32 protein-coding genes are annotated in these 25,401 nt (G+C 66.5%); 17 read left to right on the forward strand and 15 right to left on the reverse strand.

The features are described from left to right. Nucleotides 1-168 precede the first annotated feature (168 nt). Nucleotides 169-564: a response regulator gene (locus tag WP12_RS08385; protein ID WP_046193258.1), complete on the reverse strand. Its 396-nt coding sequence runs from the start codon at nucleotides 562-564 to the stop codon at nucleotides 169-171. An 89-nt stretch (nucleotides 565-653) separates the two neighbouring features. Between WP12_RS08385 and WP12_RS08390 the strand changes: the two genes are divergently transcribed. The 5 genes from WP12_RS08390 (at nucleotide 654) to WP12_RS08410 (ending at nucleotide 4,012) form a co-directional block, all read left to right on the forward strand. Beyond that, nucleotides 654-896, forward strand: a complete 243-nt coding sequence (locus tag WP12_RS08390) for a DUF3572 domain-containing protein (protein ID WP_235399046.1) — start codon at nucleotides 654-656, stop codon at nucleotides 894-896. Beyond that, on the forward strand, nucleotides 893-1,522 hold the full coding sequence (locus WP12_RS08395) for a hypothetical protein (protein WP_046193260.1): 630 nt from the start codon (nucleotides 893-895) through the stop codon (nucleotides 1,520-1,522). Before WP12_RS08390 ends, WP12_RS08395 begins: the two co-directional genes overlap by 4 nt. A gap of 31 nt (nucleotides 1,523-1,553) precedes the next feature. Further along, entirely contained in the window at nucleotides 1,554-2,021 is a 468-nt protein-coding gene (locus tag WP12_RS08400; RefSeq protein WP_046193261.1) for a RidA family protein, read from the forward strand. Then, nucleotides 1,999-2,760 (forward strand): glycerophosphodiester phosphodiesterase family protein, encoded by a 762-nt coding sequence (locus WP12_RS08405; protein WP_046193262.1) that lies wholly within the window; start codon nucleotides 1,999-2,001, stop codon nucleotides 2,758-2,760. Before WP12_RS08400 ends, WP12_RS08405 begins: the two co-directional genes overlap by 23 nt. A gap of 121 nt (nucleotides 2,761-2,881) precedes the next feature. Continuing rightward, nucleotides 2,882-4,012: a GNAT family N-acetyltransferase gene (locus tag WP12_RS08410; protein WP_046193263.1), complete on the forward strand. Its 1,131-nt coding sequence runs from the start codon at nucleotides 2,882-2,884 to the stop codon at nucleotides 4,010-4,012. Nucleotides 4,013-4,139: 127 nt separating this feature from the next. Here WP12_RS08410 and WP12_RS08415 read toward each other — a convergent pair whose 3' ends face one another. After that, nucleotides 4,140-4,436 carry a hypothetical protein gene (locus tag WP12_RS08415; RefSeq protein WP_046193264.1) on the reverse strand — a complete coding sequence of 99 codons (297 nt, stop codon included), beginning with the start codon at nucleotides 4,434-4,436 and terminating at the stop codon, nucleotides 4,140-4,142. Between the two features lie 160 nt (nucleotides 4,437-4,596). Continuing rightward, a complete protein-coding gene (panC, locus tag WP12_RS08420) occupies nucleotides 4,597-5,442 on the reverse strand; it encodes a pantoate--beta-alanine ligase (RefSeq protein ID WP_046193265.1) in 846 nt (281 codons plus the stop codon). A 79-nt stretch (nucleotides 5,443-5,521) separates the two neighbouring features. Here panC and WP12_RS08425 point away from each other — a divergent pair, with 79 nt between their 5' ends. From WP12_RS08425 to WP12_RS08445, 6 genes are all read left to right on the forward strand, one after another. Next, the gene (locus WP12_RS08425) at nucleotides 5,522-6,328 is read left to right on the forward strand and encodes a division plane positioning ATPase MipZ (RefSeq protein ID WP_046193286.1); all 807 of its coding nucleotides are present in this window, start codon (nucleotides 5,522-5,524) and stop codon (nucleotides 6,326-6,328) included. Beyond that, complete coding sequence (locus WP12_RS08430) at nucleotides 6,289-6,717, forward strand: J domain-containing protein (RefSeq protein WP_235399049.1); 429 nt, start codon at nucleotides 6,289-6,291, stop codon at nucleotides 6,715-6,717. The genes WP12_RS08425 and WP12_RS08430 overlap by 40 nt, the downstream gene beginning before the upstream one ends. A 163-nt stretch (nucleotides 6,718-6,880) precedes the next feature. Beyond that, nucleotides 6,881-8,263, forward strand: a complete 1,383-nt coding sequence (gene pgmG / locus WP12_RS08435; RefSeq protein WP_046193266.1) for a phosphoglucomutase/phosphomannomutase PgmG — start codon at nucleotides 6,881-6,883, stop codon at nucleotides 8,261-8,263. A gap of 106 nt (nucleotides 8,264-8,369) precedes the next feature. Further along, the gene (locus WP12_RS08440) at nucleotides 8,370-10,769 is read left to right on the forward strand and encodes a ligase-associated DNA damage response DEXH box helicase (RefSeq protein ID WP_046193267.1); all 2,400 of its coding nucleotides are present in this window, start codon (nucleotides 8,370-8,372) and stop codon (nucleotides 10,767-10,769) included. Between the two features lie 192 nt (nucleotides 10,770-10,961). Beyond that, nucleotides 10,962-11,240 (forward strand): BrnT family toxin, encoded by a 279-nt coding sequence (locus WP12_RS24035; protein WP_084691046.1) that lies wholly within the window; start codon nucleotides 10,962-10,964, stop codon nucleotides 11,238-11,240. After that, the gene (locus WP12_RS08445) at nucleotides 11,194-11,451 is read left to right on the forward strand and encodes a BrnA antitoxin family protein (protein ID WP_046193268.1); all 258 of its coding nucleotides are present in this window, start codon (nucleotides 11,194-11,196) and stop codon (nucleotides 11,449-11,451) included. Before WP12_RS24035 ends, WP12_RS08445 begins: the two co-directional genes overlap by 47 nt. 22 nt (nucleotides 11,452-11,473) lie before the next feature. Here the strand turns inward: WP12_RS08445 and WP12_RS08450 are convergent, their stop codons facing one another. After that, the gene (locus WP12_RS08450) at nucleotides 11,474-11,995 is read right to left on the reverse strand and encodes a hypothetical protein (protein WP_046193269.1); all 522 of its coding nucleotides are present in this window, start codon (nucleotides 11,993-11,995) and stop codon (nucleotides 11,474-11,476) included. A 116-nt stretch (nucleotides 11,996-12,111) separates the two neighbouring features. On the opposite strand from WP12_RS08450, the gene WP12_RS08455 reads away from it, so the two are divergent. The 3 genes from WP12_RS08455 (at nucleotide 12,112) to WP12_RS08465 (ending at nucleotide 14,957) form a co-directional block, all read left to right on the forward strand. Continuing rightward, entirely contained in the window at nucleotides 12,112-12,681 is a 570-nt protein-coding gene (locus WP12_RS08455; RefSeq protein WP_046193270.1) for an outer membrane protein, read from the forward strand. 172 nt (nucleotides 12,682-12,853) lie between these two features. Then, entirely contained in the window at nucleotides 12,854-13,966 is a 1,113-nt protein-coding gene (gene dnaN / locus WP12_RS08460; RefSeq protein ID WP_046193271.1) for a DNA polymerase III subunit beta, read from the forward strand. A 34-nt stretch (nucleotides 13,967-14,000) separates the two neighbouring features. Next, nucleotides 14,001-14,957 (forward strand): glutaminase, encoded by a 957-nt coding sequence (locus WP12_RS08465; RefSeq protein ID WP_046193272.1) that lies wholly within the window; start codon nucleotides 14,001-14,003, stop codon nucleotides 14,955-14,957. A gap of 17 nt (nucleotides 14,958-14,974) precedes the next feature. Here the strand turns inward: WP12_RS08465 and WP12_RS08470 are convergent, their stop codons facing one another. The 7 genes from WP12_RS08470 to WP12_RS08500 form a co-directional block, all read right to left on the reverse strand. After that, the gene (locus WP12_RS08470; RefSeq protein WP_052730282.1) at nucleotides 14,975-15,370 is read right to left on the reverse strand and encodes a hypothetical protein; all 396 of its coding nucleotides are present in this window, start codon (nucleotides 15,368-15,370) and stop codon (nucleotides 14,975-14,977) included. A 50-nt stretch (nucleotides 15,371-15,420) separates the two neighbouring features. Beyond that, nucleotides 15,421-16,152 carry a hydroxyacylglutathione hydrolase gene (gloB, locus tag WP12_RS08475; RefSeq protein WP_046193273.1) on the reverse strand — a complete coding sequence of 244 codons (732 nt, stop codon included), beginning with the start codon at nucleotides 16,150-16,152 and terminating at the stop codon, nucleotides 15,421-15,423. A 1-nt stretch (nucleotide 16,153) separates the two neighbouring features. Continuing rightward, entirely contained in the window at nucleotides 16,154-16,570 is a 417-nt protein-coding gene (locus WP12_RS08480; protein WP_046193274.1) for a VOC family protein, read from the reverse strand. A 167-nt stretch (nucleotides 16,571-16,737) separates the two neighbouring features. Next, complete coding sequence (locus WP12_RS08485) at nucleotides 16,738-17,508, reverse strand: hypothetical protein (protein WP_235399050.1); 771 nt, start codon at nucleotides 17,506-17,508, stop codon at nucleotides 16,738-16,740. After that, nucleotides 17,508-18,242 carry an alpha/beta hydrolase gene (locus WP12_RS08490; protein ID WP_046193275.1) on the reverse strand — a complete coding sequence of 245 codons (735 nt, stop codon included), beginning with the start codon at nucleotides 18,240-18,242 and terminating at the stop codon, nucleotides 17,508-17,510. Before WP12_RS08490 ends, WP12_RS08485 begins: the two co-directional genes overlap by 1 nt. Before the next feature lie 25 nt (nucleotides 18,243-18,267). After that, nucleotides 18,268-19,332, reverse strand: a complete 1,065-nt coding sequence (locus WP12_RS08495) for a M48 family metallopeptidase (RefSeq protein WP_052730283.1) — start codon at nucleotides 19,330-19,332, stop codon at nucleotides 18,268-18,270. Then, the gene (locus WP12_RS08500; RefSeq protein ID WP_046193276.1) at nucleotides 19,316-20,377 is read right to left on the reverse strand and encodes a YjgN family protein; all 1,062 of its coding nucleotides are present in this window, start codon (nucleotides 20,375-20,377) and stop codon (nucleotides 19,316-19,318) included. Before WP12_RS08500 ends, WP12_RS08495 begins: the two co-directional genes overlap by 17 nt. A gap of 178 nt (nucleotides 20,378-20,555) precedes the next feature. Here WP12_RS08500 and thrS point away from each other — a divergent pair, with 178 nt between their 5' ends. From thrS to infC, 3 genes are all read left to right on the forward strand, one after another. Continuing rightward, nucleotides 20,556-22,553, forward strand: coding sequence for a threonine--tRNA ligase (gene thrS, locus WP12_RS08505; protein WP_046193277.1), 1,998 nt, complete (start codon nucleotides 20,556-20,558; stop codon nucleotides 22,551-22,553). Further along, nucleotides 22,550-22,942 (forward strand): putative quinol monooxygenase, encoded by a 393-nt coding sequence (locus WP12_RS08510; RefSeq protein ID WP_235399051.1) that lies wholly within the window; start codon nucleotides 22,550-22,552, stop codon nucleotides 22,940-22,942. Before thrS ends, WP12_RS08510 begins: the two co-directional genes overlap by 4 nt. Nucleotides 22,943-23,100: 158 nt before the next feature. After that, nucleotides 23,101-23,610 (forward strand): translation initiation factor IF-3, encoded by a 510-nt coding sequence (infC, locus tag WP12_RS08515; protein WP_235399058.1) that lies wholly within the window; start codon nucleotides 23,101-23,103, stop codon nucleotides 23,608-23,610. A 64-nt stretch (nucleotides 23,611-23,674) separates the two neighbouring features. Here the strand turns inward: infC and WP12_RS08520 are convergent, their stop codons facing one another. The 4 genes from WP12_RS08520 to WP12_RS08530 form a co-directional block, all read right to left on the reverse strand. Beyond that, entirely contained in the window at nucleotides 23,675-24,298 is a 624-nt protein-coding gene (locus WP12_RS08520) for a Pr6Pr family membrane protein (protein ID WP_046193292.1), read from the reverse strand. Beyond that, nucleotides 24,295-24,681 carry a VOC family protein gene (locus tag WP12_RS08525; protein ID WP_046193279.1) on the reverse strand — a complete coding sequence of 129 codons (387 nt, stop codon included), beginning with the start codon at nucleotides 24,679-24,681 and terminating at the stop codon, nucleotides 24,295-24,297. Before WP12_RS08525 ends, WP12_RS08520 begins: the two co-directional genes overlap by 4 nt. A gap of 64 nt (nucleotides 24,682-24,745) precedes the next feature. Continuing rightward, a complete protein-coding gene (locus WP12_RS25245; RefSeq protein ID WP_160299195.1) occupies nucleotides 24,746-24,904 on the reverse strand; it encodes a hypothetical protein in 159 nt (52 codons plus the stop codon). A 122-nt stretch (nucleotides 24,905-25,026) separates the two neighbouring features. Beyond that, nucleotides 25,027-25,401, reverse strand: a 375-nt coding sequence (locus WP12_RS08530; RefSeq protein WP_046193293.1) for an OmpA family protein, incomplete at its 5' end; no start/stop codon positions are given.

The raw sequence follows: 25,401 nt of genomic DNA on the forward strand, positions 1-25,401 counted from the left end.
GGCCGTTCGGCCTTGCGGAACACTGACGTGTTCCGACGCTGAGCTCTTCGTCGGAGCCTGCCAAGGCTCCGCAAGCGCGAACGCGCGCCCGAGCTTATGCGAGGATAGCCAAGTGGGCGGATGCCCACGCCGGCGCTTGAGGCTAAACAAAAACCGAGCGAGGCGGCGTCAGCCGGCGCGCTTGAACCCGTCGCCGAGCGAACCTGCCAGCCCCTCGACCGCCGAGACGAAGCGGCTGACCGAAATCGGCTTGGAGACATAGGCGTCGGCCCCGGCCTGACGAACGCGGCCCTCGTCGCCCTTGCCGGCATAGGCGGTCACCGCCATCACCGGAATCGCATCGAGCGCGGGATCGGTTTTCATCAGGCGGATCAGCTCGACTCCGCTGATATGCGGCAGCTGGATATCCATGATCACGAGATCGGGCAGGAAAGCGCGCATCGCCGCCAATGCCTCGCGGGCGTCGCGCACCGTGCGAACGTCGGCGCCATGCGCCTCGAGGAGGTCACGGAAGAGCCGAAGGTTCAGCTCATTATCCTCGACAATCAGGACTTTTTTCGCCACGGCTACACCACCTACCCGACCTTCGAGCCTAAGTCATGCCCCCGGCCGAATCCAACCCCGCGAATCTACGTGGATCGAGCGACAGCCCTATGACGATCACCGCGCTGACCGCGCTCGCCTGGACCCTGGAAGACCCGGCCCGCGCGCGGCGGCTGCTCGACCTGACCGGCCTGACCCCCGAAACGTTGCGCGCCGGCGCGGGCGATCCCCATATCCTCGGCGCGGTGCTCGACTTCCTCGCCGGGCATGAGCCCGACCTGATTGCCTGTGCCGCCGCGATCGGCGTCGGCCCGGCCGACCTTATCCGTGCAAGGGACGAACTACAGGCATGAACCGCCCATTGTTGATCACCGACTGTGACGAGGTGCTGCTGCACATGGTCACGCCGTTCGAGGCGTGGCTCGACGAGGCGCACGACATCGCCTTCGCGATGGAACAGCCCGACTTCACCACCGCGCTGACCCGCCGCGCCGACAACAGCATTGTCGAGACCGAGCATATCGGCCCGCTGCTCGACCGCTTCTTCACCACCGAGATGCACCGCCAGACGCTGGTTCCGCACGCCGCCCAGGCGCTGGCAACGATCGCCGAGCTGGCCGACATCGTCGTGCTGACCAACCTGACCGACGAGTTCCACGGCAGCCGCGTCGCCCAGCTCGACGCGGTCGGCATCCGCCACCGCGTCCAGTGCAACCAGGGCGGCAAAGGCCAGCCGGTCGCCGCGATCGTCGCCGAATATCAGCCGACCGCGACCGTATTCGTCGACGATCTCGCCCAGCATCACAGTTCGGTGGCGCGCCATGCGCCCGGGGTGTTCCGGCTGCATATGGTCGCCGAACCGCGCATCGCCCGCCACCGCGACGCCGCGCGCCATGCCCATGCCCGGATCGACGACTGGGCGGAGGCGCTGCCCTGGATCATCGCGCGCTTCGCAGACGCAAGCCCCGACCACGCTTGACGCTCCAGACGTTAGCAGGAATGAAGGCAGCATGAGCATCGAAGCACGTATCGCCGACCTCGGCATCACCCTGCCGGCACCGGCCGCGCCGGTCGCCGCCTATGTGCCGGCGGTCGAGGTCAACGGCCTGCTGCACATCTCCGGCCAGCTTCCCTTTCGCGAGGATGGCACGATCGTCACCGGACGGCTCGGCCAGGATGTCGATCTGGCGCAGGGCGCCGAGGCGGCCAGGCGTTGCGGCATCATGCTGATCGCGCAGATCAGGGCGGCGCTGGGCGGCGACCTGTCGCGGGTCGAACGGATCGTCAAGCTTGGCGCGTTCATCGCTTCGACCGATGATTTCACCGATCAGCCCAAGGTCGCCAATGGCGCGTCCGAGCTGATGCAGGCCGTGTTCGGCGAGGCCGGACGCCATGCCCGCAGCGCCGTGGGCGTGCCTGTCCTGCCGCTGGGCGCCGCCGTGGAGATCGACGCCATTGTCGCTATTCGGCCTCTTTGACCGGTTCCGCTTCCCTGTCCCCGACGCGCGGCGCGTCGGCTATCTCACGCGCACGCCCTTCGCCAATCGCGGGCTGCACGGCAGCCGCAACGTCGAAAATAGCCGGGCGGCGATAGAGGCGGCGGTCGGCCACGGCTATGGCGTCAAGATCGACGTCCAGTTCAGCCTCGACGGTCTCGCCTATGTCATCGCCGATTCGACGCTCGACCGGCTGACCGAGGAGAGCGGGCAGATCCGCCACCTGTCCAGCAAGCAACTCTCGCAGATCCGGCTGCGCGGCACCGAGGAGACGCTGCCGAAGCTCGACGAGATCCTGGGCATCGTCGCCGGCCGCACGCCGGTGATCGTCGAGCTGAAGGCGATCGAGGGCCATGTCTCGCAGCTGTGCGTCGCGGTGCGCCATGCGATCGAGGGCTATCGCGGCGAGGCGGCGGTGGTGTCGCTTCATGGCGAGGTGCCGCGCTGGTTCGCCTCGCATGGCGAACGGATCACCCGCGGGCTGATGCTGTCCGACGGCAGCGACTACGCCAAGGACGAGGGCAGCGAGAAGATCAAGGCGCTGTGGCGCGCGCGCCCCGAATTCCTGGTGCTCGACATCAACGACCTCCCCAACCGCTTCGCGGCGCGGCAGCGCAGGCGCGGCATTCCGATCTTGACCTGGCCGGTGACATCCGCCGACGAGCAGGAGATCGCCGCCGACTGCGCCGACCAGATCATCTTCGAGGCGCCGGGATGGTAGGCGCTTTGGTTTATGGTCGACCAGCGTCGGACCCGCACCGTCCCGCGCCCCCGCCCCACCTCCCAACCGGATATGCCATGGGAGGCCGGGCGGGGGAGCGGGCCGGTAAGGCACGAACCCGATGACCGACGTCTCGGCCAGAATGGCGGAGGGGGTTGCCAGTTTCACACGTGACGAATGGGATGCCTGTGCGGGCGGGGACAATCCCTTCGTCGGCCATGATTTTCTTACAGCGCTGGAGGCGTCGGGCAGCGCCGTCGCCGGGACCGGCTGGCAGCCCGTCCCGATCGCCATCGATGGCCCCGACGGCAAGGCCGCCGCGATCCTGCCCGCTTATGCCAAGAGCCACAGCCAGGGCGAATATGTCTTCGATCATGGCTGGGCCGACGCCTGGCAGCGCGCGGGCGGGCAATATTATCCCAAATTGCAGATCGCGGTGCCGTTCAGCCCGGTGCCCGGCCCCCGCCTGCTGCTGCGCGATCCCGATCTCGCCGCGCCGCTGATCGCCGCCGCCGAGATGGTGGTGCGCAACAACGAGCTGTCCTCGGCGCACGCCACCTTCGTCGATGCCGAACAGATCGGATTGTTCGAGGCGGCGGGCTGGCTGATCCGCGCCGACCGGCAATTCCACTGGACCAATCGCGGCTATGCCAGCTTCGACGACTTTCTCGGCGCGCTCGCGTCGCGCAAGCGCAAGGCGATCCGCAAGGAGCGGGCCGCGGCGGTCGCGGGGCTCGACATCGTCCATCTCAGCGGCGACGCGATCGAGGAGGCGCATTGGGACGCTTTCTGGCATTTCTATCAGGACACCAGCTCGCGCAAATGGGGGCGGCCCTATCTGACCCGCGCCTTCTTTACCGAACTGGGCGCGCGCATGGCGGATCGGGTGCTGCTGATCATGGCGCTGCGCGACGGCACGCCGATCGCGGGGGCGCTCAACCTGATTGGGACTGACGCGCTCTATGGGCGCAACTGGGGCGCGATCGAAGAGGTGCCGTTCCTCCATTTCGAGCTCTGCTATTATCAGGCGATCGAGGCGGCGATCTCGCGCGGCCTGCAGCGGGTCGAGGCGGGTGCGCAGGGCGAGCACAAGCTGGCCCGCGGCTATGAGCCCGTCGCGACCTGGTCGGCGCATTTCATTCCCAATGCGGGTTTTCGCAGGGCGGTGGCCGACTATCTCGACCGCGAACGCGCGGCCATCGCGGAGAATATCGAAGATCTGGCCGAGTTCACGCCGTTCCGGCGCGGCTGATGGGGCCGGGGCGCGTCAGCGGCCCGCAAGGCCGAACGGCCGCCCGAGCTTATGCGAGGAAGCCAAGGCCAGCGCAGGCTGGCCGCCCGGCGTCTGAGGGCGGCCGCGCAAGCGCGGGCCAACCAAATTACGCCGCCAGCCTGTTCCCGAAGCCGAGCATCGCGCGCGCCTGACGCTGCGCCTCGATGATCTCGCGCGCGCTCATGTCCTCGGCGATCTCGGCGCGGCATTCCATCGCGCGGGTGTTGCCGCCAAGCGCCGCGATGTTGAACCATTTATGCGCCGCGATCAGATCGAGCGGGCATCCATCGGCGCCCGCCGAAAAGGAAACGCCCAGTTCGAAACAGGCGTCGATATCCCCGCTCATCGCCTCGCGGAGACGCGATTCGGTGAGGAACTGCTGCGACTTGAGACTGTGACCCATATCTCGCTCCATCCAAGGGGGGAGCGATGGCGGCTGTTTGCTGGTCGGCCGCCCCGGTCCCAACAAGGTTAACGGCGCGGTTGGGATGTTCTTAAATCGGTTGCCCCAAAGCCGAAATCGTCATGCCAGCGCAGGCTGACAGCTTGTATGACGTGCCTTTTTAAACGGGCTCGACCCCCAGATTGTCGATCAGCCGGGTCTTGCCCAGCCTGGCCGCCGCGAGCAGCCGGGCGGGCGCGTTCAGCGCCTCGACCGGCTCCAGCGTCGCGGCGTCGACCAGCGCGACATAGTCGATCGGGCCAAAGCCCGCCTCGCCGAGCCGCACGACCGCCGCGGCGAGCGCCGGCGCGACGTCATCGCCACGCTCGATCGCCGCCCTGGCCTCGCCGAGCGCGCGCGGCAGGGCGCGCGCCGCCAGCCGCTCGTCGGGGCTGAGATAGGCGTTGCGCGATGACAGGGCGACGCCATCATCGTCGCGCTGGGTCGGCACGCCGACGATCTCGATATCGATGTCGAGATCGGCGACGAAGCGCCGGATCACCGCGAGCTGCTGATAATCCTTCTCGCCGAAAAGGGCGATGTCGGGTTTCACCTGCTGGAGCAGCTTGGTGACGACTGTCGCCACCCCCGCGAAATGACCGGGCCGGGCCGCGCCGTCCCAGCGCTCGCTGACCCCGTCGACCGAGATTCTCGTCGCGAAGCCCGCCGGATACATCGCCGCGACGTCGGGCGCCCACAGCAGCGCCGCGCCCGCCGCTTCGAGCAGCGCGACATCGGCCGCCTCGCGGCGTGGATAGGCGTCGAGATCCTCGTTCGGGCCAAACTGGGTGGGATTGACGAAGATCGACGCGACCACCTGGCAACCGCGCGCGCGCGCCGCGTCGACCAGAGCGATATGCCCGGCATGAAGCGCGCCCATCGTCGGGACCAGAGCCACCTGCGCGCCACTTATCCTCAGATTTGCGACCGCCTGACGGAGATCCGCTATGTTCCGGACGATTTGCACTGACTATACACCCCGATTAGTGGAATGCTCCTTGGACAAGGCCGGCCATCCGATCAAGCATGGTGCGGCGAAGGGGAATATAAGTTTGTCGAACGCGCATCTGATCGTCTTCGCCAATGAAAAGGGCGGATCGGGGAAATCGACCACCGCGGTGCATGTCGCGGTGGCGTTGGCCAGCGCCGGCAGGCGGGTCGCCGCGATCGATCTCGATACCCGTCAGCGCACCCTCGCCCGCTATCTGGAAAATCGCGTCGCCACCCAGAGCCGCAGCGGCGTGGCGCTGCCCACGCCGACCTACGAGACATTCGATCCCGCGCGCGGCCATGTCCTGTCCGATATCATCGCCGGTTTCGCCGCCGACCATGACGTCGTCGTGATCGACACACCGGGCCGCGACGACGAGCATGCCCGCGCCGCGATCCAGCGCGCGGATACGCTGGTGACGCCGATCAACGACAGCTTCGTCGACCTCGACCTGATCGGCCAGGTCGATCCCGAGACCTTCAAGATCCGCCGGCCGAGCTTCTATGCCGAGCTGGTATGGGAGGCGCGCAAGGCGCGCGGCCGGATCGATGGCGGCACGGTCGACTGGGTGCTGCTGCGCAACCGCCTCCAGCATCTCGAGGCGCGCAACATGCGCCGCGTCGCCGAGGCGATGCACGAACTCGCCAAGCGGGTCGGCTTCCGGGTGATCCCGGGCCTGTCCGAACGCGTCATCTATCGCGAACTCTTTCCCAAGGGGCTGACCCTGCTCGACCTCAAGGCGATCGGCGGCGAGGCCGGCATCGCGCATATCGCCGCGCGGCAGGAGCTGCGCGAGATGGTGTCGGGCCTCGCGCTGTCGCAATGGCCGCAGCATCAGCCGCATCAGGCAGCCGCCGGGTGATCCTGCTGCTGCTGGCGGCCGCCGCGGCCGCCTGGTGGATGTGGGGACGCGGCCTCACCCGCAATCAGCTCGTCGCCGCCGGCTCAGCGGTGGCCGGCGCTTTCCTGCTGTTGAAGGGCGCCTGGCAGGTCGGCTTGCCGATGTTCCTGCCCGGAATCTGGATGCTGGTGCAGGGCCAGACGCAGCGCCCCGACCCCGCCGGCCGCATGGACAAGGACGAAGCCCGCCGCGTCCTCGGCGTTGGGCCGGACGCATCGCCCGAAGAAATCCAGGCCGCGCACCGCCGGCTCGTCGCCAGGGTTCATCCCGATCAGGGCGGCTCCGCCGAACTCGCCAGCCGGGTGAACGCGGCGCGTGACATCTTGCTGGCGGAACTGCCCCGGCGCTAAGATGTTGGGCGAACATAAATCCTCCCCAGCACGGGGGGGGCCGCGACAGCGGTGGAGGGGGACCTGCCAACATCAGCCCGCCTGATGCAGTCCCCCTCCACCATCCTTCGGATGGTCCCCCCTCTCCGTGCCGGGGAGGAACTTTCTTTCACGGAGGCCCCATTTGACCCATCGTTTCGACCCGACTTCGCTGCGCGAATATGACATCCGCGGGATCGTGGGGAAAACGCTCGGTGTAGCCGACGCCTATGCGATCGGCCGGGGTTTCGCGAGCCATGTCCGCCGCGCCGGCGGCACCCGCGTCGCGGTCGGCTGGGACGGACGGCTCTCGTCCGAGGCGCTGCGCGACGAACTGATCCGCGGGCTTACCGAAAGCGGCGTTGATGTCGTCCGCACCGGGCTGGGCCCGACCCCGATGCTCTATTTCGCCGAAGCGACGCTGGAGGTCGACGGCGGCATCCAGATCACCGGAAGCCACAATCCGGGCGACTATAACGGCTTCAAGATGGTGCTCCATCACAAGCCGTTCTTCGCCGATTCGATCCAGTCGATCGGCCGCATGGCCGCCGAGGCCGACTGGGACGAAGGCACGGGCACGGTCAGTGACGCCGACATCGAGGATCTCTATGTCGACCGGCTGCTCGAAGGCTTTTCGGGCGGCGCGTTCCGGATCGGCTGGGACAATGGCAATGGCGCGGGCGGGCGCATCCTCGAAAAGCTGGTCGCCCGGCTACCCGGCGAACATCATGTCCTCTATGCCGAGATCGACGGCCGCTTCCCGCACCATCATCCCGATCCGACCGAGGAAAAGAACCTCGCCGACCTAAAGGCGCTGGTCGCCGAAAAGCAGCTCGACTTCGGCATCGCCTTCGACGGCGACGCCGACCGGATCGGCGCGATCGACGGGCAGGGCCGGGTCGTCTGGGGCGACCAGATCCTCTCGATCCTCGCCGAGCCGGTGCTGCGCGAGGTGCCCGGCGGAACGATCATCGCCGATGTGAAGGCCAGCCAGGCGCTGTTCGACCGGGTCGCCGAACTGGGCGGTACGCCATGCATGTGGAAGACCGGCCACAGCCTGATCAAGGTCAAGATGGCCGAGACCGACAGCCCGCTCGCCGGCGAGATGTCGGGCCACATCTTCTTCAAGCACCGCTGGTACGGCTTCGACGACGCGCTCTATTCGGCGGTGCGGCTGATCGAGGCGATCGGTGAGCTCGGCGGGTCGCTGACCGCGCTCAAGGACAGGATGCCCAAGCTCGTCAACACGCCGGAGCTGCGCTTCCAGGTCGACGAGAGCCGCAAGTTCAAGGTGATCGAGGAGGTGCTCGACCGGCTCGCCGCGAGCGGAGCGGACGTCGATCGCACCGATGGCGCGCGGGTCAACACCCCCGACGGCTGGTGGCTGCTGCGCGCATCGAATACTCAGGACGTGCTGGTCGCCCGCGCCGAAGCGAAGGACCAGCCCGCGCTCGACCGCCTGCTGGCGATGATCGACGGGCAGTTGGCGGCATCGGGGCTGGAGCGCGGCCCGCAGGCGGGGCATTGAGCGGCCTTCCTTTCCCGTCGCCCCGGCGGAGGCCGGGGCCGCCAACGTCTTGAGCGCACGTCGCCCCCGGCCTGTGGCGGCCCCGACCTCCGCCGGGACGACGTAAATGGCTGACCTTCCCCCACCCCTCACCGACTGGTTCGCCGCGAAGGGCTGGGGGCCGCGGCGGCATCAGCTCGACATGCTCGCCGCCGCCCGCGAGGGGCGCAACGCGCTGCTTGTCGCGCCGACCGGATCGGGCAAGACCCTCGCCGGCTTCCTCGCCACGCTCGTCCAGCTGATCGAGACGCCGCAGGACGGGCTCCACACCCTCTACGTCTCCCCGCTCAAGGCGCTCGCGGTCGATGTTCAGCGCAACCTGCTGAACCCGATCGAGGAAATGGGCCTCGATATCCGGGTGGAGACGCGGACCGGCGACACGCCCTCCGACCGCAAGGCGCGACAGCGGGTGAAGCCGCCGCAGATATTGCTGACCACCCCCGAATCGCTGAGCCTGCTGCTCTCCTATCCCGACAGCGCGGGGTTGTTCGCCAATCTGAAGACCATCGTCATCGACGAGGTGCATGCCTTCGCCACCACCAAGCGCGGCGACCTTCTATCGCTGTCGATCGCTCGGCTCGAAAGCCTCGCGCCGGCCATGCGCCGGGTCGCGCTGTCGGCGACGATCGCCGATCCCGACGCCTATCGCGGCTGGCTATCGGGCGACGGCGATTATGAGGCGGTCGCGCTGGTGGAGGGCGATGCGGGGGCAGCGCCGCAGATCGATATCCTGATCCCGTCGGGCCGGATTCCCTGGGCGGGCCATTCGGGGCGCTATGCCGCCGAACAGGTGATGGCCGAGATCGAGACCCACAAGACCACGATCATCTTCTGCAACACCCGCAGCCTCGCCGAGCTGATCTTCCAGGATCTGTGGAAGGCCAATGCGATGGGCCTGCCGATCGGCATCCACCACGGCTCACTGTCGAAAGAGGCGCGCAGAAAGGTCGAGGGCGCGATGGCCGAGGGGCGGCTGCGCGCGCTGGTCGCGACCGCGAGCCTCGACCTCGGGGTCGACTGGGGCGATGTCGATCTCGTCATCCAGATGGGTGCGCCGAAAGGGGCCTCGCGGCTGCTACAACGCATCGGCCGCGCCAATCACCGGCTCGACGAGCCGAGCGAGGCGGTGCTCGTCCCCGGCAACCGCTTCGAATATCTCGAAGGCCGCGCCGCGCTCGACGCGATCGAGGCGGGCGAACTCGACAACGACCCTTTCCGCGCCGGCAGCCTCGACGTGCTCGCCCAGCATGTCATGGCGGTGGCCTGCGCCGGGCCGTTCCGGGCGGAGGACATGCTCGCCGAGGTCAATCGCGCCGCACCCTATGCGACGCTGTCCGCCGAACAGTTCGACCGCGTGCTCAACTATATCGCCAATGGCGGCTATGCGCTGAAGGCTTATGAGAAATATCGCCGCCTGACCCGCGATCCCGACGGGCGGTGGCGGATCAGCCACCCCAATTTCGCGGTCCAGCACCGGCTCAACGCCGGGATAATCGTCGAGGCGCCGATGCTCGACGTACGCTTCAAGAACGGCCGCAGCCTCGGCAAGGTCGAGGAGGGCTTCGGCGTCACCCTCGCGCCCGGCGATTGCTTCTTCTTCATGGGGCTCGCGCTCGAGGTGCAGAAGATCGACCTGACTGACCTGATCGTCCGCGCCACATCGAAGCCCGCGCGGATCCCCACCTATGGCGGCGCGCGGATGCCGATCTCGACCCATCTCGCCGCCCGCGTTCGCGAATATCTCCATGATCCGTCGCAATGGCCCCGCTTCCCCGACGATGTCCGCGAATGGCTCGAGGTCCAGCAGCGCCGCTCGCGCCTGCCCGCGCCCGACGAGCTGCTCGTCGAGACCTTCGCGCGCGACAAGCGCCATTATATGGTGATCTACAGCTTCGAGGGCTGGAACGCACACCAGTCGCTCGGCATGTTGCTCACCCGGCGGATGGAAAGCCTTGGCCTGTCCCCGCTCGGCTTCGTCGCGAGCGACTATGCGATCGCGACCTATTCGGTCGAACCGGTCGAGGATCCGGCCGCCTTATTCTCCGCGACGATCCTTGAGGACGAGTTCGTCGACTGGGTCGAGCGTTCGGCGCTGCTCAAGCGCGCCTTTCGCGAAGTCGCGGTGATCGGCGGTCTCGTCGAGCGCCAGCATCCCGGCAAGAAGAAGTCGGGGCGGCAGGTCACCTTCTCGACCGACCTGATCTACGACGTGCTGCGCCGCTACGAGCCCGACCATCTCCTGCTCGACGCCGCCTGGGCCGACGCGCGCGCCAAGATGACCGATGTCGGCCGGCTCAGCCACCTGATCGAGCGCGCCGCCGAGAATATCGTCCACGTAAAGCTCGACCGCGTCTCTCCGCTCGCGGTGCCGGTGCTGATCGGCCGCGAGACGGTGGCGCAGGGAACCGCCGACGATGTCCTGCTGATCGAGGCGGACGCCCTCGCGGCGGAGGCGATGCGGGAATAGCCCCATCACTAAATATTTTTGTAGCTACAAATATTGACATCCTTTTGGAATAATTGTATCTACAAAAATACGGTCGATCAGATCGTGTAACTATGCGTGGCAGGCCAAACGCGCCTGTCAGTAACAGCATGAAGGAGACAGTCATGGATCAAGGGAATAGCCTACGGGCATCGATAACGGGATTGATAGCAAATGCGGATTTCCTACGATGAGGAAAAGCGTCGCAAAGTTCTGAACGAAAGACAGATTGACTTTGATGACGCGGCTGAATTTTTTGACGCGTTCCATCTCACCAAGCGAGATGACAGAGATTATAAGGAAGAACGGTATATTTCGATCGGGGAGATGAAGGGCCAAGTCATATTGGTCGTGTGGACGCCGAGAGAAGATAGCCGCCGCATCATTACGATGTGGAAAGCTGACCATGGAGAACGTGAAAGATACCAACGCCGCCGCAGCGAAAGCGGATGAGAGCAAACCGGTCCTCGGTGAGGATTGGTTTGAGGAAGCCGATGCGTACATCGGCGCCAAATTAGTGCAGCGCGGCCGTCCAAAGGCCGAAGCGACCAAGAAGCTGGTTTCGTTGCGACTTGATCAGGAGGTGATCGACTGGTTCAAGGATTCGGGGCCCAGATGGCAAACCCGAATCAACGATGAGCTTCGAAAGGCGGCCGGTCTCTAAAGACCGCCGCCTTTCTTAGTTTCTACCGCCGCGCGCAGCCCAGCGCCGCCGCGTCGATCGCGGTTGCGACCCCCGCCAGCAGATAGCCGTCCGACCGATCCCGCCCATCTTTCGACACCCAGGCGATCCGCATCGAGGTGCCGCTGCGCATCGCCGCGACGATCGCGGCGTCGGCGCGCGAGTCGGGGGCCCAGGCGTCGAGGCTGGCGGCGACGAGCGAAAAGCTACGGTCGCCGAAGATCAGCCGGATCGGACTGTTCGGCGCGCGCGGCTCGCGCAGGCGGAAATGAACCTGGCCGTTGATGTGCTGGCGGGGCCAGATCGCGACCGAGGCGAAGCTGCGCCGGTCGCCCTTGCTGCGCCGTTCGGGCGTCGCAATCGCGAAGCAGCGCGGGGGATTGGCGTCGCGAAACGCCCCCCAGCCCGAAAAAATTCCCAATGCCGCCCGGTCCACCGGCGCCGCTGCAACGAGCAGTAGCGCACAAAGCGGCAAGCAAATCCGGGTACCGATTCCTGTCAACCCCCGACCTTTCAAAAGTGGCATAAATGCAACGAAATCGGTTGTTTATCTGAGGTTCATGCAACCTCCGCCGGCTTCGTGCACTAGGCCCCTCGCGTCTCCAACATCCTTCGGAGACGAGGTTAAAGATGGAGTATATTATGCGCAGCATCGTTGTCGCCGCCCTTTTCGCGGCCAGCGCAGCAACCCCCGCCCTTGCCCAGGACAAAGCCCCGTTCACCGGTGCCCGCGTCGAAGCGCTTGCCGGTTGGGATCGCGTCCAGAACAACGGGCATGACGACGGCATCGGCTACGGGCTTGGTGTGGGTTATGACTTCCAGACGGGCATGGGCCTGGTCGGCGTCGAGGCCGAAGCAACGGATTCGAGCGTGAAGCAGTGTGTCGGTTCGACCACGGTCGCCGATCCGCGCCTGTGCGCCAAGGCCGGCCGCGACCTCTATGTCGGCGGGCGTGTCGGCGCCGTCGTCGGCGGCAGCACGCTGCTCTACGCCAAGGCCGGCTACACCAATGCCCGCGCCAAGCTGACCGGCAATGACGGCACCGGCACGGTCGGGCTCGGCAGCACCGATCTCGACGGCGTCCGGGTCGGCGTCGGCGCGGAATATGCGATCACGGGCAACAGCTTCGTGAAGACCGAATATCGCTATTCCAACTATGAGAACGGCTTCTCGCGCAATCAGGTGACGGCAGGCTTCGGCTTCCGCTTCTGATCGCTCGCGCGACCGAAAGGGGAAGGGGCCGGGTCGCGGGACTCCGGCCCCTTTTTCTTATTTGGCGCCGTAGCACGAAATATCCCCAGCTTTTGCAGCTTGGGACTAGCCGGGCCGCAAAGCCGCGCTATAACCGGATTCCATTTGAACATCGGGGATTCCGGGGCAGTCCATGAAGGCAACGATCGAACGCGCGACGCTTCTGAAAAGCCTTGGCCATGTCCAGTCGGTCGTGGAACGGCGCAACACGATCCCGATCCTGTCGAACGTGCTGATCGAGGCGACGTCGGAAGGCACGCTGCGGCTGATGGCTACCGACCTCGACCTGCAGATCGTCGAGGTCGTCGCGGCCGCGATCGACCAGCCGGGCGCGATCACGGTATCGGCGCACACGCTGTTCGATATCGCCCGCAAACTGCCCGAGGGTAGCCAGGTTTCGCTGACCGCCGCCGACGGCAAGATGCTCGTCGTCGCGGGCCGCGCGCGCTTCAACCTGCAGACGCTGCCCAAGGACGACTTTCCGATGATCGCGGAAGGCGAGCTGCCGACCAAGTTCGAACTCCCCGCCGAGACGCTCAAGCAACTGATCGACAAGACCCGCTTCGCGATCTCGACCGAAGAGACCCGCTATTATCTCAACGGCATCTTCTTCCATGTGCAGGACGAAGGCGCTCCGGTGCTCAAGGCCGCGGCGACCGATGGCCACCGCCTCGCCCGCGTCACCATTCCGCGCCCCGATGGCGCCGAGGCGATGCCCGACATCATCATCCCGCGCAAATGCATCGGCGAACTGCGCAAGCTGCTCGACGAGGTCGACGGTTCGGTCGACGTGTCGCTGTCTTCGACCAAGATCCGCTTCGGCCTCGGCACCGCGATCCTCACCTCGAAGCTGATCGACGGCACCTTCCCCGATTATAACCGGGTCATCCCGACCGCCAACGACAAGCTGCTCAGGATCGACCCGAAGAGCTTCATGGAGGGCGTCGACCGCGTCGCCACCATCGCCTCGGAAAAGACCCGCGCGGTGAAGATGGCGCTGGATACCGACAAGATCACGCTGTCGGTGACCAGCCCGGAGAACGGCACCGCCGCCGAGGAAGTCCCCGGCGACTACAGCTCGACCGGTTTCGAGATCGGCTTCAACGCGCGCTACCTGCTCGATATCCTCGGGCAGATCGACGGCGACATGGTCGAGGTCCACCTCGCCGATGCCGCGGCGCCGACGCTGATCCGTGAGAATGACAAGGCGGCGGCGCTGTACGTCCTCATGCCGATGCGGGTCTGAGGGCCGCCGCAATCCTTCAGGGGGAGCGACTGATATGCCGCTGACCGCCGCCCCCGATCTCCAGGCCCTGGTCGACCGCATCGCCGCCGAAATGGCGGAGATTCAGGATCGCGGCAAGGTCGCCGACTATATCCCCGGACTGGCGCGGGTGGATCCGAAGAATTTCGGCATCGCGATCACCACCCATGACGGGCGGATCTATGCGGCGGGCGACGCCGACACCGCCTTTTCGATCCAGTCGGTATCGAAGGTGTTCGCGCTGACCATGGCGCTCGGCAAGGTCGGTGATTCGCTGTGGAAGCGGGTTGGGCGCGAACCGTCGGGCAACGCCTTCAATTCGATCGTCCAGTTGGAGGCCGAACAGGGCATTCCGCGCAACCCCTTCATCAACGCCGGGGCGATCGTCGTGTCCGACGTCGTGCTGGCCGGACACGAGCCCAAGGAAGCGATCGGCGAGGTCCTGCGCTTCATGCGCGAGGTGGCCGGCGACGACAGCATCATAATCGACAATGAAGTCGCGCAGGGCGAGGCCGACACCGGCTTCCGCAACACCGCGCTCGCCAATTACATGCGCGCCTTCGGCAATATCCACCATCCGGTCGAGCAGGTGCTGGGGGTCTATTTCCACCAGTGCGCTCTGGCGATGAATTGCCGGCAACTCGCCCGCGCGGGCCGCTATCTGATGCTGGAGGGGCAACATCCCGAGACCGGCTTCAACGTCGTGTCGCCGATGCGCGCCCGGCGCATCAACGCGCTGATGATGCTATGCGGCCATTATGACGGCTCGGGCGAATTCGCCTTCCGCGTCGGCATTCCCGGCAAGTCGGGCGTCGGCGGCGGCATCCTCTGCGTCGTCCCCGGCATCGCCTCGATCGCCGTCTGGTCGCCGGGCCTCAACGAGCGCGGCAATTCGACGCTCGGGTCACTCGCGCTTGAACGCCTCGCGGCCGCGACCGGCTGGTCGGTCTTCAACCAGCGCGAACCGGGCTGATCGCTCACGACGCTCTGTCACTTCGTATAGGGTATGAACTGCCCCAACCCACACGCGCCATAGGTGATCGGCGGGTTCGCCTCGGCGATCGTCACCAGATCTTTGCCACACAGCTGGCCGCTCGAACTGGCGGTGATCAGCATCCGGTTGGGGCGCAGCAGGTCGCAGCGGCCATTATCGGGCTGGTTCACATACCAGAGCCGCGGGGATTGCTTGTAGATGATCGCGGTGGCGTCGACGATGCGGGTCGCGCCGATCTGCCGAAGCTGCACGCAGGACACCGGCGCACCGGCGGTGCGGCCGGCCAGTTCCTTCTGCGCCTTGGGCGACAGCGGCGCCGGGGCGTCGGTGGCGGCCAGAAAGGGAACGCAAAGCAATGCGGCAGCGGGGCGCAGATATCGGCTGATGCGCATGATGGGCCTCCCTGGGCGACTCTCCTGTTGGCGGCAGCTTATACGCTGTTTCAGCCCCGGAACACATCCTTGGCGGCGCGGCGTTCTGCGAGTTGGGCGGCGCTGTCCGCGCGCATGAAAGGGTTGGTCGCGCGTTCGAGCGCGATCGTCGTCGGCACGGTCGCCTCGCCAAGCGCCCGCGCGGAGTCGACCGCCTCCATCCGCGCGCGGATCGCGTCGTTGCCGGGTTCGGCGACCAGCGCATAGCGGCCGTTGCTCTGGGTATATTCATGCGCGCAATAGACATGCGTTTCGGGCGGCAGCGCCTCCAGCCGTTTCATGTTCGCGAACATCTGCGCTGGCGTACCCTCAAACAGCCGGCCGCAGCCCATCGCGAACAGCGTGTCGCCGACGAAGACGACCTCCTCGTCCGGCAGATGGATCGCGATATGTCCGGCGGTGTGCGCCGGGACCTCCATGACATGGCCGCTGATCGCGCCCAGCCGGACGATGTCGCCCTCGGCCAATGCGATGTCGAGCGACGGGATCTTCGCCGCCTCCGCGGCGGGGGCGCTGACGATCGCGCCGGTCGCCGCCTTGATCGCATCATTGCCGCCGATATGGTCGGGATGCCAATGGGTGTTCCAGATCTGGCCGATCGTCCATCCCCGGGCCGCCGCGGCTTCCAGCACCGGCTCGGCGACGGCGGGATCGATCACCACCGTCTCACCCGATGCGGGGTCGTGCGCCAGCCAGATATAATTGTCGCTGAGCGCCGACACCCGAACGATTTCGATGCTCATCTCACCACACTCCCGTGTTGGGCATCGATGCCCAGGGTTCGGCAGGGTCGAGATGGCCGTCCTGGAGCAGTTCGACCGAGATGTTATCGGGGCTGCGCACAAAGGCCATATGCCCGTCGCGCGGCGGGCGGTTGATCGTCACCCCGGCGTCCATCAGCCGCTGGCACGTCGCGTAGATATCGTCGACGCGATAGGCGAGATGGCCGAAATTGCGCCCGCCCTCGTAGCCACCGGCCTCATCCCAATTATGGGTGAGCTCGACCTGGGCATCCTCATCGCCGGGGGCGGCAAGGAAGATCAGGGTGAAGCGGCCACCCTCATTGTCGATGCGGCGGACTTCCCGGAGCCCAAGCAGCTCGAAGAAACGGATCGTCGCATCGGGATCCGAAACGCGGATCATGGTGTGGAGATATTTCATGTGGCGGGATGTAGGGGGCTAACAGCCCTACCTCAACCGCAACATCATCTCCGCCTCTCCAATCCGTCATCCCGGCGGAGGCCGGGATCTCAGGCGGCTCCTGCCTCAACCTGATCTCCTCTCCTCCCGAGATTCCGGCCTCCGCCGGAATGACGCAGGTGGAAATGCTACGGCTTGCTCCGTTCCCCGCCCTGCAACGCCAGCGCCGCCGCGCGTCCGGCATTGCTCTCCGGCGCGGACTGCGCCGCGCGCGTCCATGCCGCCTTCGCGTCGTCCATATTGCCCGAGGCGGCGGCGATATTGCCCGCTTCATAGGCGATCGAGGCATCGGCGGGCGCCAGCTTCGCCGCCTCGCGGATCGAGGCGAAGGCGGTGGCCATGTCCTTCATCTTGCGGGCGAGATTGGCGCGCAGCAGCCAGCCGAGCGGATCGCGCGGCACCAGCGCCGTCGCCTGATCGAGATCGGCCTTGGCCGCGGCGGTATCGCCGAGCGCGACCGACGCGCGGCCGCGGTCGAGATGGACCTCGCCCTTCATCTCCTTCGACAGGCCGGGCAGCGCCAGCGCGCGATCGAAATTCCCGCGCGCCCGCGCCGCCTCATCACCCGCCAGCGCGGCGTTGCCCGCCTGCATCCACAGCACCACCGCCATCGGATCCTGCGCGATCTGCGCTTCCTTGGCGGCGGCCTCGAAGGTCGTCGCTGAGGCTGCCCATTGTTCGAGCCCCGATTGGGCGATGCCGAGGCATTGCCGCGCCGCCATCCCGCCATTGGCGGCGAGCCACTCGCGCGCTTCGGCCTGGGCCTTGGCGGGATCGCGGTCGGCCAGCGCCGCGCACTTCGCGCCACGCGCTCCATGCTCGGCCTGCGAGATCGGCGGCGGGGCGGGCGGGGCGGCGGGAACCGGCGCAGCGGCGGCGGCCAGAAGGGTCAGCAGCATCATGGCTCCATCAGGGCGGCGATCGTCGCGATCAGCAGGGCGATGTCGCCCGGCCGCGACAGCCGGTGGTCGCCTTCCTTGACGAGGATCGTCTGCACATCGGCTGAACGCAGCGCCCGGCCTAGCCGCAGCGCCACCGACACCGGCACCGTCTCGTCGAGCTGGCCGTGGAGCAAGCGTACCGGGCCGTCGAAGGCGATTTCGCCGTCGAGCAGCAGGTTCGCCTGTCCCGATTCCCAGAAGCCGTAGGTGGTCAGATAGGGCTCGTCCGAATAGTCGCTCGGTTCCTCGATCTTCCCTTCCCGGCGAAGCAGCGCGACGACATCGTCCGAAAAGCCCCATTCGGTGAAATCCGGCGCCGCGGCGATGCCGACGATCGCCTGAACCCGTCCCGGCAGCGCCAGCGCCACGAGCAGTGCGAGCCAGCCGCCCATCGACGATCCGACGAGCAGCAGCGGCCCGCCGCCAGCAAAGGCGTCGATCGCCGCGAGCGCGTCGTCACGCCAGTCGGCGAGGGTGTGATCGGCGAACGTCCCCTCGCTCACCCCGCAGCCCGAATAGTCGAGCCGCAGCATCGCCCGCCCCTCGCGCGCAGCCCAGGCATCGATCGCGGTTGCCTTGTCGCCCTCCATGTCCGACCGGTAGCCGGGCAGGAACAGGATCGTCGGTCCGCGTCCGGGACGGTAGCGATAGGCGAGCGCGGGCTTGTCGGGGCGGGCGAGATAGGCGGTCATGGCGAGGGGTTTAGCCCGGCTGCGTTCAGATTCGAAGTCCGAACGCGTTCTTTGCCTTCGCCTTGCCGCACATCGCGCGCACCGCGTCCCAGCCGGCGGAATCGAGCGATGGCGTCGGATGTAGCACCCGCTTCGCTGCCGTTTCGAAACGCTTCTTCCGCTCGGCCGAAGGCGGGTGGCTGGCCATGTAGACGAACAGGCCGGGCATCGCAGCCTCGTCGCGCCCGAAGCGCCCGAACATCGCCGCGGTCGGCGCGGTGCTGATCCCCGCGCGTACCATATGGTCGATCGAATAATCATCGGCTTCGCTCTCGGCGGCGCGGCTGTAGCGCGACTCGATCAGCACCTGGCCATATTCGGCGGCGCTGCCGCCCGATCCGATCAGCAGGCCGATGCCGAAGCGGCGGAGCAGCGACACCATGACGTGACGATGCTCGACATGGCCGATCTCATGCGCGAGCACCCCGGCCACCTCGTCGGGCGATTTCGCGTCGTCGATCAGTCCCCGGAAGATCAGGATGCGCCCGCCGGGCAGCGCGACCGCGTTGACCACCGGCAGGTTGACCACCCCCACCCGCATCGGCCGGCCCGAAGGGGAAAGCCGCCGGGCCAGCCCATCGAGCGCCTTCTGCCCGGCGGGGCCACGACAGGCATGCTCGCCGAAATCGCCGCTGATCGCGTCGCCCAGCCGCTGTTCCCAGCTATAGGGAATCGCGCGTGCGAGCAGATCGAGCCCCTGAATCGCGCCGAGGACGACGAGCGCCGACAGCGCCAGCCCGATCGCCGCCGCCCCCCAGAGCCCGATCCGGTCGATCGGCCCGCCATAGCGGGCGCGAGCGGGCAGCCGCCACAATATCGGTCCGGGCGGTTCGACATCGAAGCCGAGCCGCCAGCCCTTCAGATCGCTGCGCCCGAAAGCCATCTCCGCCGAATCGAGCCGCCGCAGCCGGTCGACCGGCACCGGCGGAAAGCCATCGATCAGCAGGTCGCCGCCGTCGATTGCGACGGTCACATCATGGCGAACGGCGCTCTGCCCGTCATGCAGCCACGCCGCCGCACGCACCGTCGCCGGATCAGAAGGCTCCGACATCGAACGCGTCCAGCAATCCCTCGCCCTGGCGCGGCTCCTCGGTGGTCGACTGGGTGAGCGTCGCCAGATCGACCTCGCCGGTCGCTTCGAGATGGCGGATGAAGAAGGACCAGTTGCGATAGCCGATGAAGATCAGCCCGATGCCCAGCGTGATGACGATCAGCCCGATATGGCCGAGGATCAGCTTGATCCAGTCGGTCGTCCGCGCGGTGAAGGCGAAGCCGATCTGATTGAGCCGCAGCGATCCGATCGCCTCGCGCAGGAAGGCGGCATAATAGACGATCGCGATCAGCCCCATCACCGCATAGCCGACGATCGCGCCGATGATGATGGCCCCGAACGCCGCCGGGGTCGGCCCGCCGCCACCGGCCATGCTCCCCGCAACGACGCCGATCCCGCCGACGCAGCCGACGATCGGCAGCAGGTAGAAAAGCAGGAAGCGCCCGATGATCGGCCGCCAGTTCGCGCTCGCCTCGAAACGGTGGCTGCCGAAGCTCAGCCGGTTCCAGCGGTCGTTCCACAGGCTGGTCATCGACCAGGGAATGAACACGCCGAGGATGAACGCGCCGACCGCGGTTTTCCACAAAGCAGTGCCGGCATAGCCCCAGCCCTGATCGTCGCTGCCGCCGCGAATGCCGTGCCAGAAGGTGCGGCTTAGCCGGTAGCGCAGCGTCCGGTAGCGTGCCAGGCCATAGAGGTAGAGCAGCGCGGCATAGGCGGTGAGGATCAGCGCGATGGCGCTGCCGATCTCGCCGCGCAGCATCAGCCCCTGCGCCACGAACTGAAGCGCGAACAGCGGCAGGCCGAGCAATATCAGCACGAGGACGAAGCCAATCAGCAGCTCCTTGCCAGTCCCGGTCCATTCGAGCGGCGCGCCGATGAAGCGGGTCCGGTCCCACAGATAACGGCGCTCGCGGGTCGTCGCCCAGAAGCGGTAGATGCCCAGCGTGACGATCATCAGCAGCAGGTTGGTGAAGGCGATCGGCGCGAATTCGCGCCAGTTACCCTCGAAGCGAAACGCGCTGTCGGCCTGTTCGTCGGTCATCCGGCCATCCCCCTTTGCCCCGGGGCGATCGGACAATGGCGCGCGCATCGCGTCAACCCCATATCGATCCGAACTGGCGCGAAGCCCTTGTCCGCCGTGTGACAAGGCGGCGCTTGCCCCGCGCCCCCTTGTCCGGGCATAAGCCGCGCTCCGCAAATACAAGGATTCCCGAACGCCCATGTCCGATCTTCTCACCATCACGCTTCCCGACGGCTCGGTGCGCGAAGTGAAGACGGGCACTACCCCCTATGAGATCGCCGCCGCGATCGGGCCGGGGCTGGCGAAGGCGGCCCTCGCGGCGCGGATCGACGGCGAGTTGCGCGACCTCGATCGGCCGCTGACACAGGATGCGACGCTCGCGCTGGTGACGGCGCGCGACGAGGCCGATGCGCTCGAACTCGCGCGGCACGATTATGCCCATATTCTGGCCGAGGCAGTGCAGAGCCTGTTTCCGGGCACGCAGATCACCTTCGGCCCCTCGACCGACGACGGCTTCTATTATGACTTCGCCCCGAAAGATCGCCCCTTTACCGAGGAGGATCTGCCCGCAATTGAGGCGGAGATGCGCAAGATCATCGCAGCGAACAAGCCGCTGCGCCGAGAAGAGTGGAGCCGGGAGCAGCTTATCTCGCGCTGGAAGCAGCAGGGCGAGAGCTTCAAGGCCGAATGGGCCGCCGAGCTTCCGGGCGACGAGCCGCTGACGGTCTACTGGTCGGGCGACGACTGGCTCGATATGTGCCGCGGCCCGCATCTGCCGTCGACCGGCAAGCTGGACCCGGCGGCGTTCAAGCTGACCCGCGTTTCGGGCGCCTATTGGCGCGGCGATCAGGCCAATGCGATGCTCAGCCGTATCTACGGCACCGGCTGGCTGAACAAGAAGCAGCTCGACGCGCATCTGACGCGGCTGGAGGAGGCCGCCAAGCGCGACCATCGCCGCATCGGGCAGGACATGGACCTGTTCCATCTCCAGTCGGAGGCGCAGGGCTCGGTCTTCTGGCACCCCAAGGGCTTCCGCCTGTGGCGCGTGCTGGAAGCCTATATGCGCCGCAAGCTCGACGCCGCCGACTATGCCGAGGTGAAGACACCGCAGCTGATGGACGCGCGCCAATGGGAGCAGTCGGGCCATTGGGGTAAATATCGCGAGAATATGTTCGTCGTGCCCGACGAGATCCCGAACAGCGAGGAAGAGGGACCGGTGCTGACCGGCGAGGGCGACCTGATGGCGCTCAAGCCGATGAACTGCCCCGCGCACGTCCTGATCTTCAAGCAGGGAATCAAGAGCTATCGCGACCTGCCGATCCGCATGGCCGAGTTCGGCTGCTGCCACCGCAACGAGCCGCATGGCGCGCTGCACGGCATCATGCGGGTGCGGCAGTTCACCCAGGACGACGCGCATATCTTCGTGCGCGAGGACCAGCTGATCGGCGAGATCAAGGACTTCTGCGACCTGCTCGACGCGGTTTATCGTGATCTCGGCTTCGACAGCTATGCGATCAAGCTCGCGCTGCGCCCCGAAAAGCGCTTCGGCAGCGAGGCGATGTGGGACAAGGCCGAACAGACGCTGCGCGAGGCGGTGATCGCATCGGGCCGCGCGACCCAGGAATATGGCTGGGAGGAATTGCCCGGCGAAGGAGCCTTCTACGCGCCCAAGCTGGAGTTCCACCTGACCGATGCGATCGGCCGCACCTGGCAGGTCGGCACGATCCAGGCCGACACCGTGCTGCCCGAGCGGCTCGATGCGTCCTATATCGGCGAGGATGGCGAGCGCCACCGCCCGGTGATGCTCCACCGCGCGATCCTCGGCACCTTCGAGCGCTTCATCGGCATATTGATCGAGCATCATGCCGGACGCTTCCCGATGTGGCTGGCGCCGGTGCAGGCCGTGGTCGCGACCATCGTGTCCGACGCCGACGATTATGCCCGCGAGGTCGAGAAGAAACTCGCCGCCGCCGGGCTCCGCGTCGAGAGCGACCTGCGCAACGAGAAGATCAACTATAAGGTGCGCGAGCACAGCCTTGCCAAGGTCCCTGCGCTGCTGGTCGTCGGCAAGCGGGAGGCCGAGGAAGGCACTGTCGCGATCCGGCGGCTGGGCGAGCAGGCGCAGGTCGTGATGACCGTGGACGAAGCGATTGCCGCGCTGGTGGCGGAAGCGACGCCGCCGGACCTGCGCGCATGACGGGTACGACCCGCCGCGCGGCATTGGCGGCAGGTATCGGCGTAGCAATGCTCGCCGTCGCCCCGGCGCTGGCAGGCAAGGAGAGCAAGGCGATGTATGGACTGATGGGCCGGATGATCGCGCAGCCGGGCAAGCGCGACGAACTGATCGCGATCCTGCTCGAAGGCACTGACACGATGCCCGGTTGCCTGAGCTACGTCGTCGCGAAGGACGCGAAGGACGACAATGCGATCTGGGTGACCGAGGTGTGGGACTCGAAGGACAGCCATGCCGCCTCGCTCAAGCTGCCCGCCGTCCAGAGCGCGATTGCCAGGGGCCGTCCGCTGATCGCCGGATTCGACAGCTATACCGAAACCGTGCCAATGGGTGGCGTCGGGCTGCCACGCTGACGCACGCCGGTCACAGTCTGCGACAAAGAGTCGCGGAAACAGCCCCGTCCATCTTCCAAAACGCCGCGCGAAGGCCTATATCGCGCGTGGAAACGTCCACCACAGGAGATACTGCTATACGTCCCCCGATGATGCGCCGCCCCTTGGGGCAGCAGCCAATGCCTCTCAATGGCCCGCGCTACAATGAGTTCATCTCGTCGCCCAAGGTTCGGGTGATCGATGAGGCTGGCGAGAATCTGGGCGTGATGTATACGCGCGAAGCGATGGAGCAGGCCCAGGAGATCGGCCTCGATCTGGTCGAGGTTTCTCCGAACGCCGACCCGCCGGTCGCCAAATTCCTCGATGTCGGCAAGTTCAAATATGAGGCCCAGAAAAAGGCCAATCTTGCCCGGAAGTCGCAGAAGACGCAGGAGATCAAGGAGATCAAGATGCGTCCGAACATCGACGACCATGACTATGAGACCAAGATGAAGAAGGTCCATGAGTTCATCGACGAAGGGGACAAGGTGAAAGTCACCCTGCGCTTCCGTGGCCGCGAACTCGCGCATGGCCAGCTTGGCATGCAGGTGCTTCAACGCGTCCAGGCCGACATGATCGAGACGGCCAAGGTCGAGCAGTTCCCGCGCATGGAAGGCCGCCAGATGCTGATGGTGCTCGCGCCCAAGTAACGCCGCGCGCCGACCGGATTTCAGAACCCCGGCCTGCCGATCGGCGGGCCGGGGTTTTGCGTTTTCAGGCGGCGCGCCGGGCGAGTCGCCCGTCGACCCAGCGCAGCGCATAGGCGATCGCCAGGAACAGCAGCGCCATCAGCGCCATCGTCCGCAGCACCGCGGGATAGCCATGGCTGGCCACGTTCATGAACGGATAGGGATACCAGCCGAGCAGCGCGCCATGCGCGAGGGTCCATGCGCCATAGAGCAGCGGGTAAGCCATCCAGCGCAGCGGCGCGCGGGCGTCGATTCCGCCATGCGGGCCGAATGCGAACCAGCACAGCAGCCAGCCCGCCGGCGCCGCCTGATGGACGAGCATATTGCCCAGCCATCCCGATAATCCCGGCCGCACCATATCGCTGAGCAGCAGATGGAAGATCAGCGCGACGACGAGGATATACAGCGCAATCGCGGTTCGCATGCTCGGCCGCGTGGCGAGAGCGCGCCAGTGACGTCCCGGCGGCAGCGCCCGGCCAATCGCCGCCCAGGCCACCAGCGCATTGGTCGATATCGTGAAGAAGCTGAAGAAGCGTAGCGTCCGCAGGCCGATCGGCGTTGGCACCGGCGGCCCCGCCGCGAAGCTGAGGACGATCCCCGCGAGCGCGGCCAGCGCGACCAGCAGATGGAAGAACCGCGCCGGGCTCATGAGCTCGCCGGTGGCTCCCATAATTCTATCGCATTGCCTTCGGGATCGTGGATGCGCGCGAACCGTCCCGTCTCCGGCGCGTCCCATTCGGCGCGGGTTTCGACAGCGATCCCCCCCGCGCGCAGCGAGGCCAGCAGATCGTCGATGCCCGACACGCGCAGGTTGATCATATATTGCTTGTCGGCCGGAAAATAATCGGTGTTGTCCTTGAACGGCGCGAACACCACCGGCCCGCCCTGGACGAGCCAGTACCATTCGGACGGCTCACCCTCGCCGGTTGCATTGCACCCCGCGCCGACGCCGAGATGATCGCGATACCAGACATTGAGCGCGTCGGGATCCTTCGCGCGAAAGAACAGTCCGCCTATGCCGATAACGCCCATGGCCGTCTCCTCCTCCGTTCCGCGATCATGGCCTGTCGAGCCGGCGATGGCGAGAGGCCTTGCGTCACGCCTTAGCCGACAGTGCGCTCAGCTCCTCGAGATCGAGGTCGCGCTCAAGCTCGTGGAGGGTATGTTCGTCGATATCGCCGATGCGGTGGAGGCGACGATCAGTTCGAACATCTGCATCGGATGGATGAGCCTTCCCGCCTGTCGTGCCGTTCACAGCCTATCGTGTGTGGCCGCCGCGTCCAGAGCGCGAGTGATTATGCAGCGCAAAGAAAAGGGGCCGGCCCGAAGGCCGACCCCAATTCTTCCCAGTCATCGCCGGAGCGATAACCTTGCCGCTTACATACCGGCGCCGAAGGTGATTTCGACGCGGCGGTTCTGCGGCTCGCGGACGCCGTCGGCGGTGTCGACCAGCGGGCGGCTTTCACCGAACGCTTCAGTCGCAATCGCGCTGTCAGGCACGCCCTTGCCAGCAAGGTAGGACTTCACCGCGTCGGCACGACGCTGCGAAAGGCCGACATTGTACTGGTCGCCACCCGACTTGTCGGCGTGGCCGGCAAGCTGGACACGGGCCTGGCCGGTCGTTGCATAAGCGTTGGCCGCATTGTCGAGGATCGACGCAGCTTCCGCCGTGATGTCCGACTTATCCCAGTCGAAGAACACGATGAACGGACCCGGACTTTCCACAACCGGCGGAGGCGGAGGCGGCGGAGG

The sequence above is a fragment of the Sphingomonas sp. SRS2 genome, from assembly GCF_000971055.1.
GTDB lineage: Bacteria > Pseudomonadota > Alphaproteobacteria > Sphingomonadales > Sphingomonadaceae > Rhizorhabdus.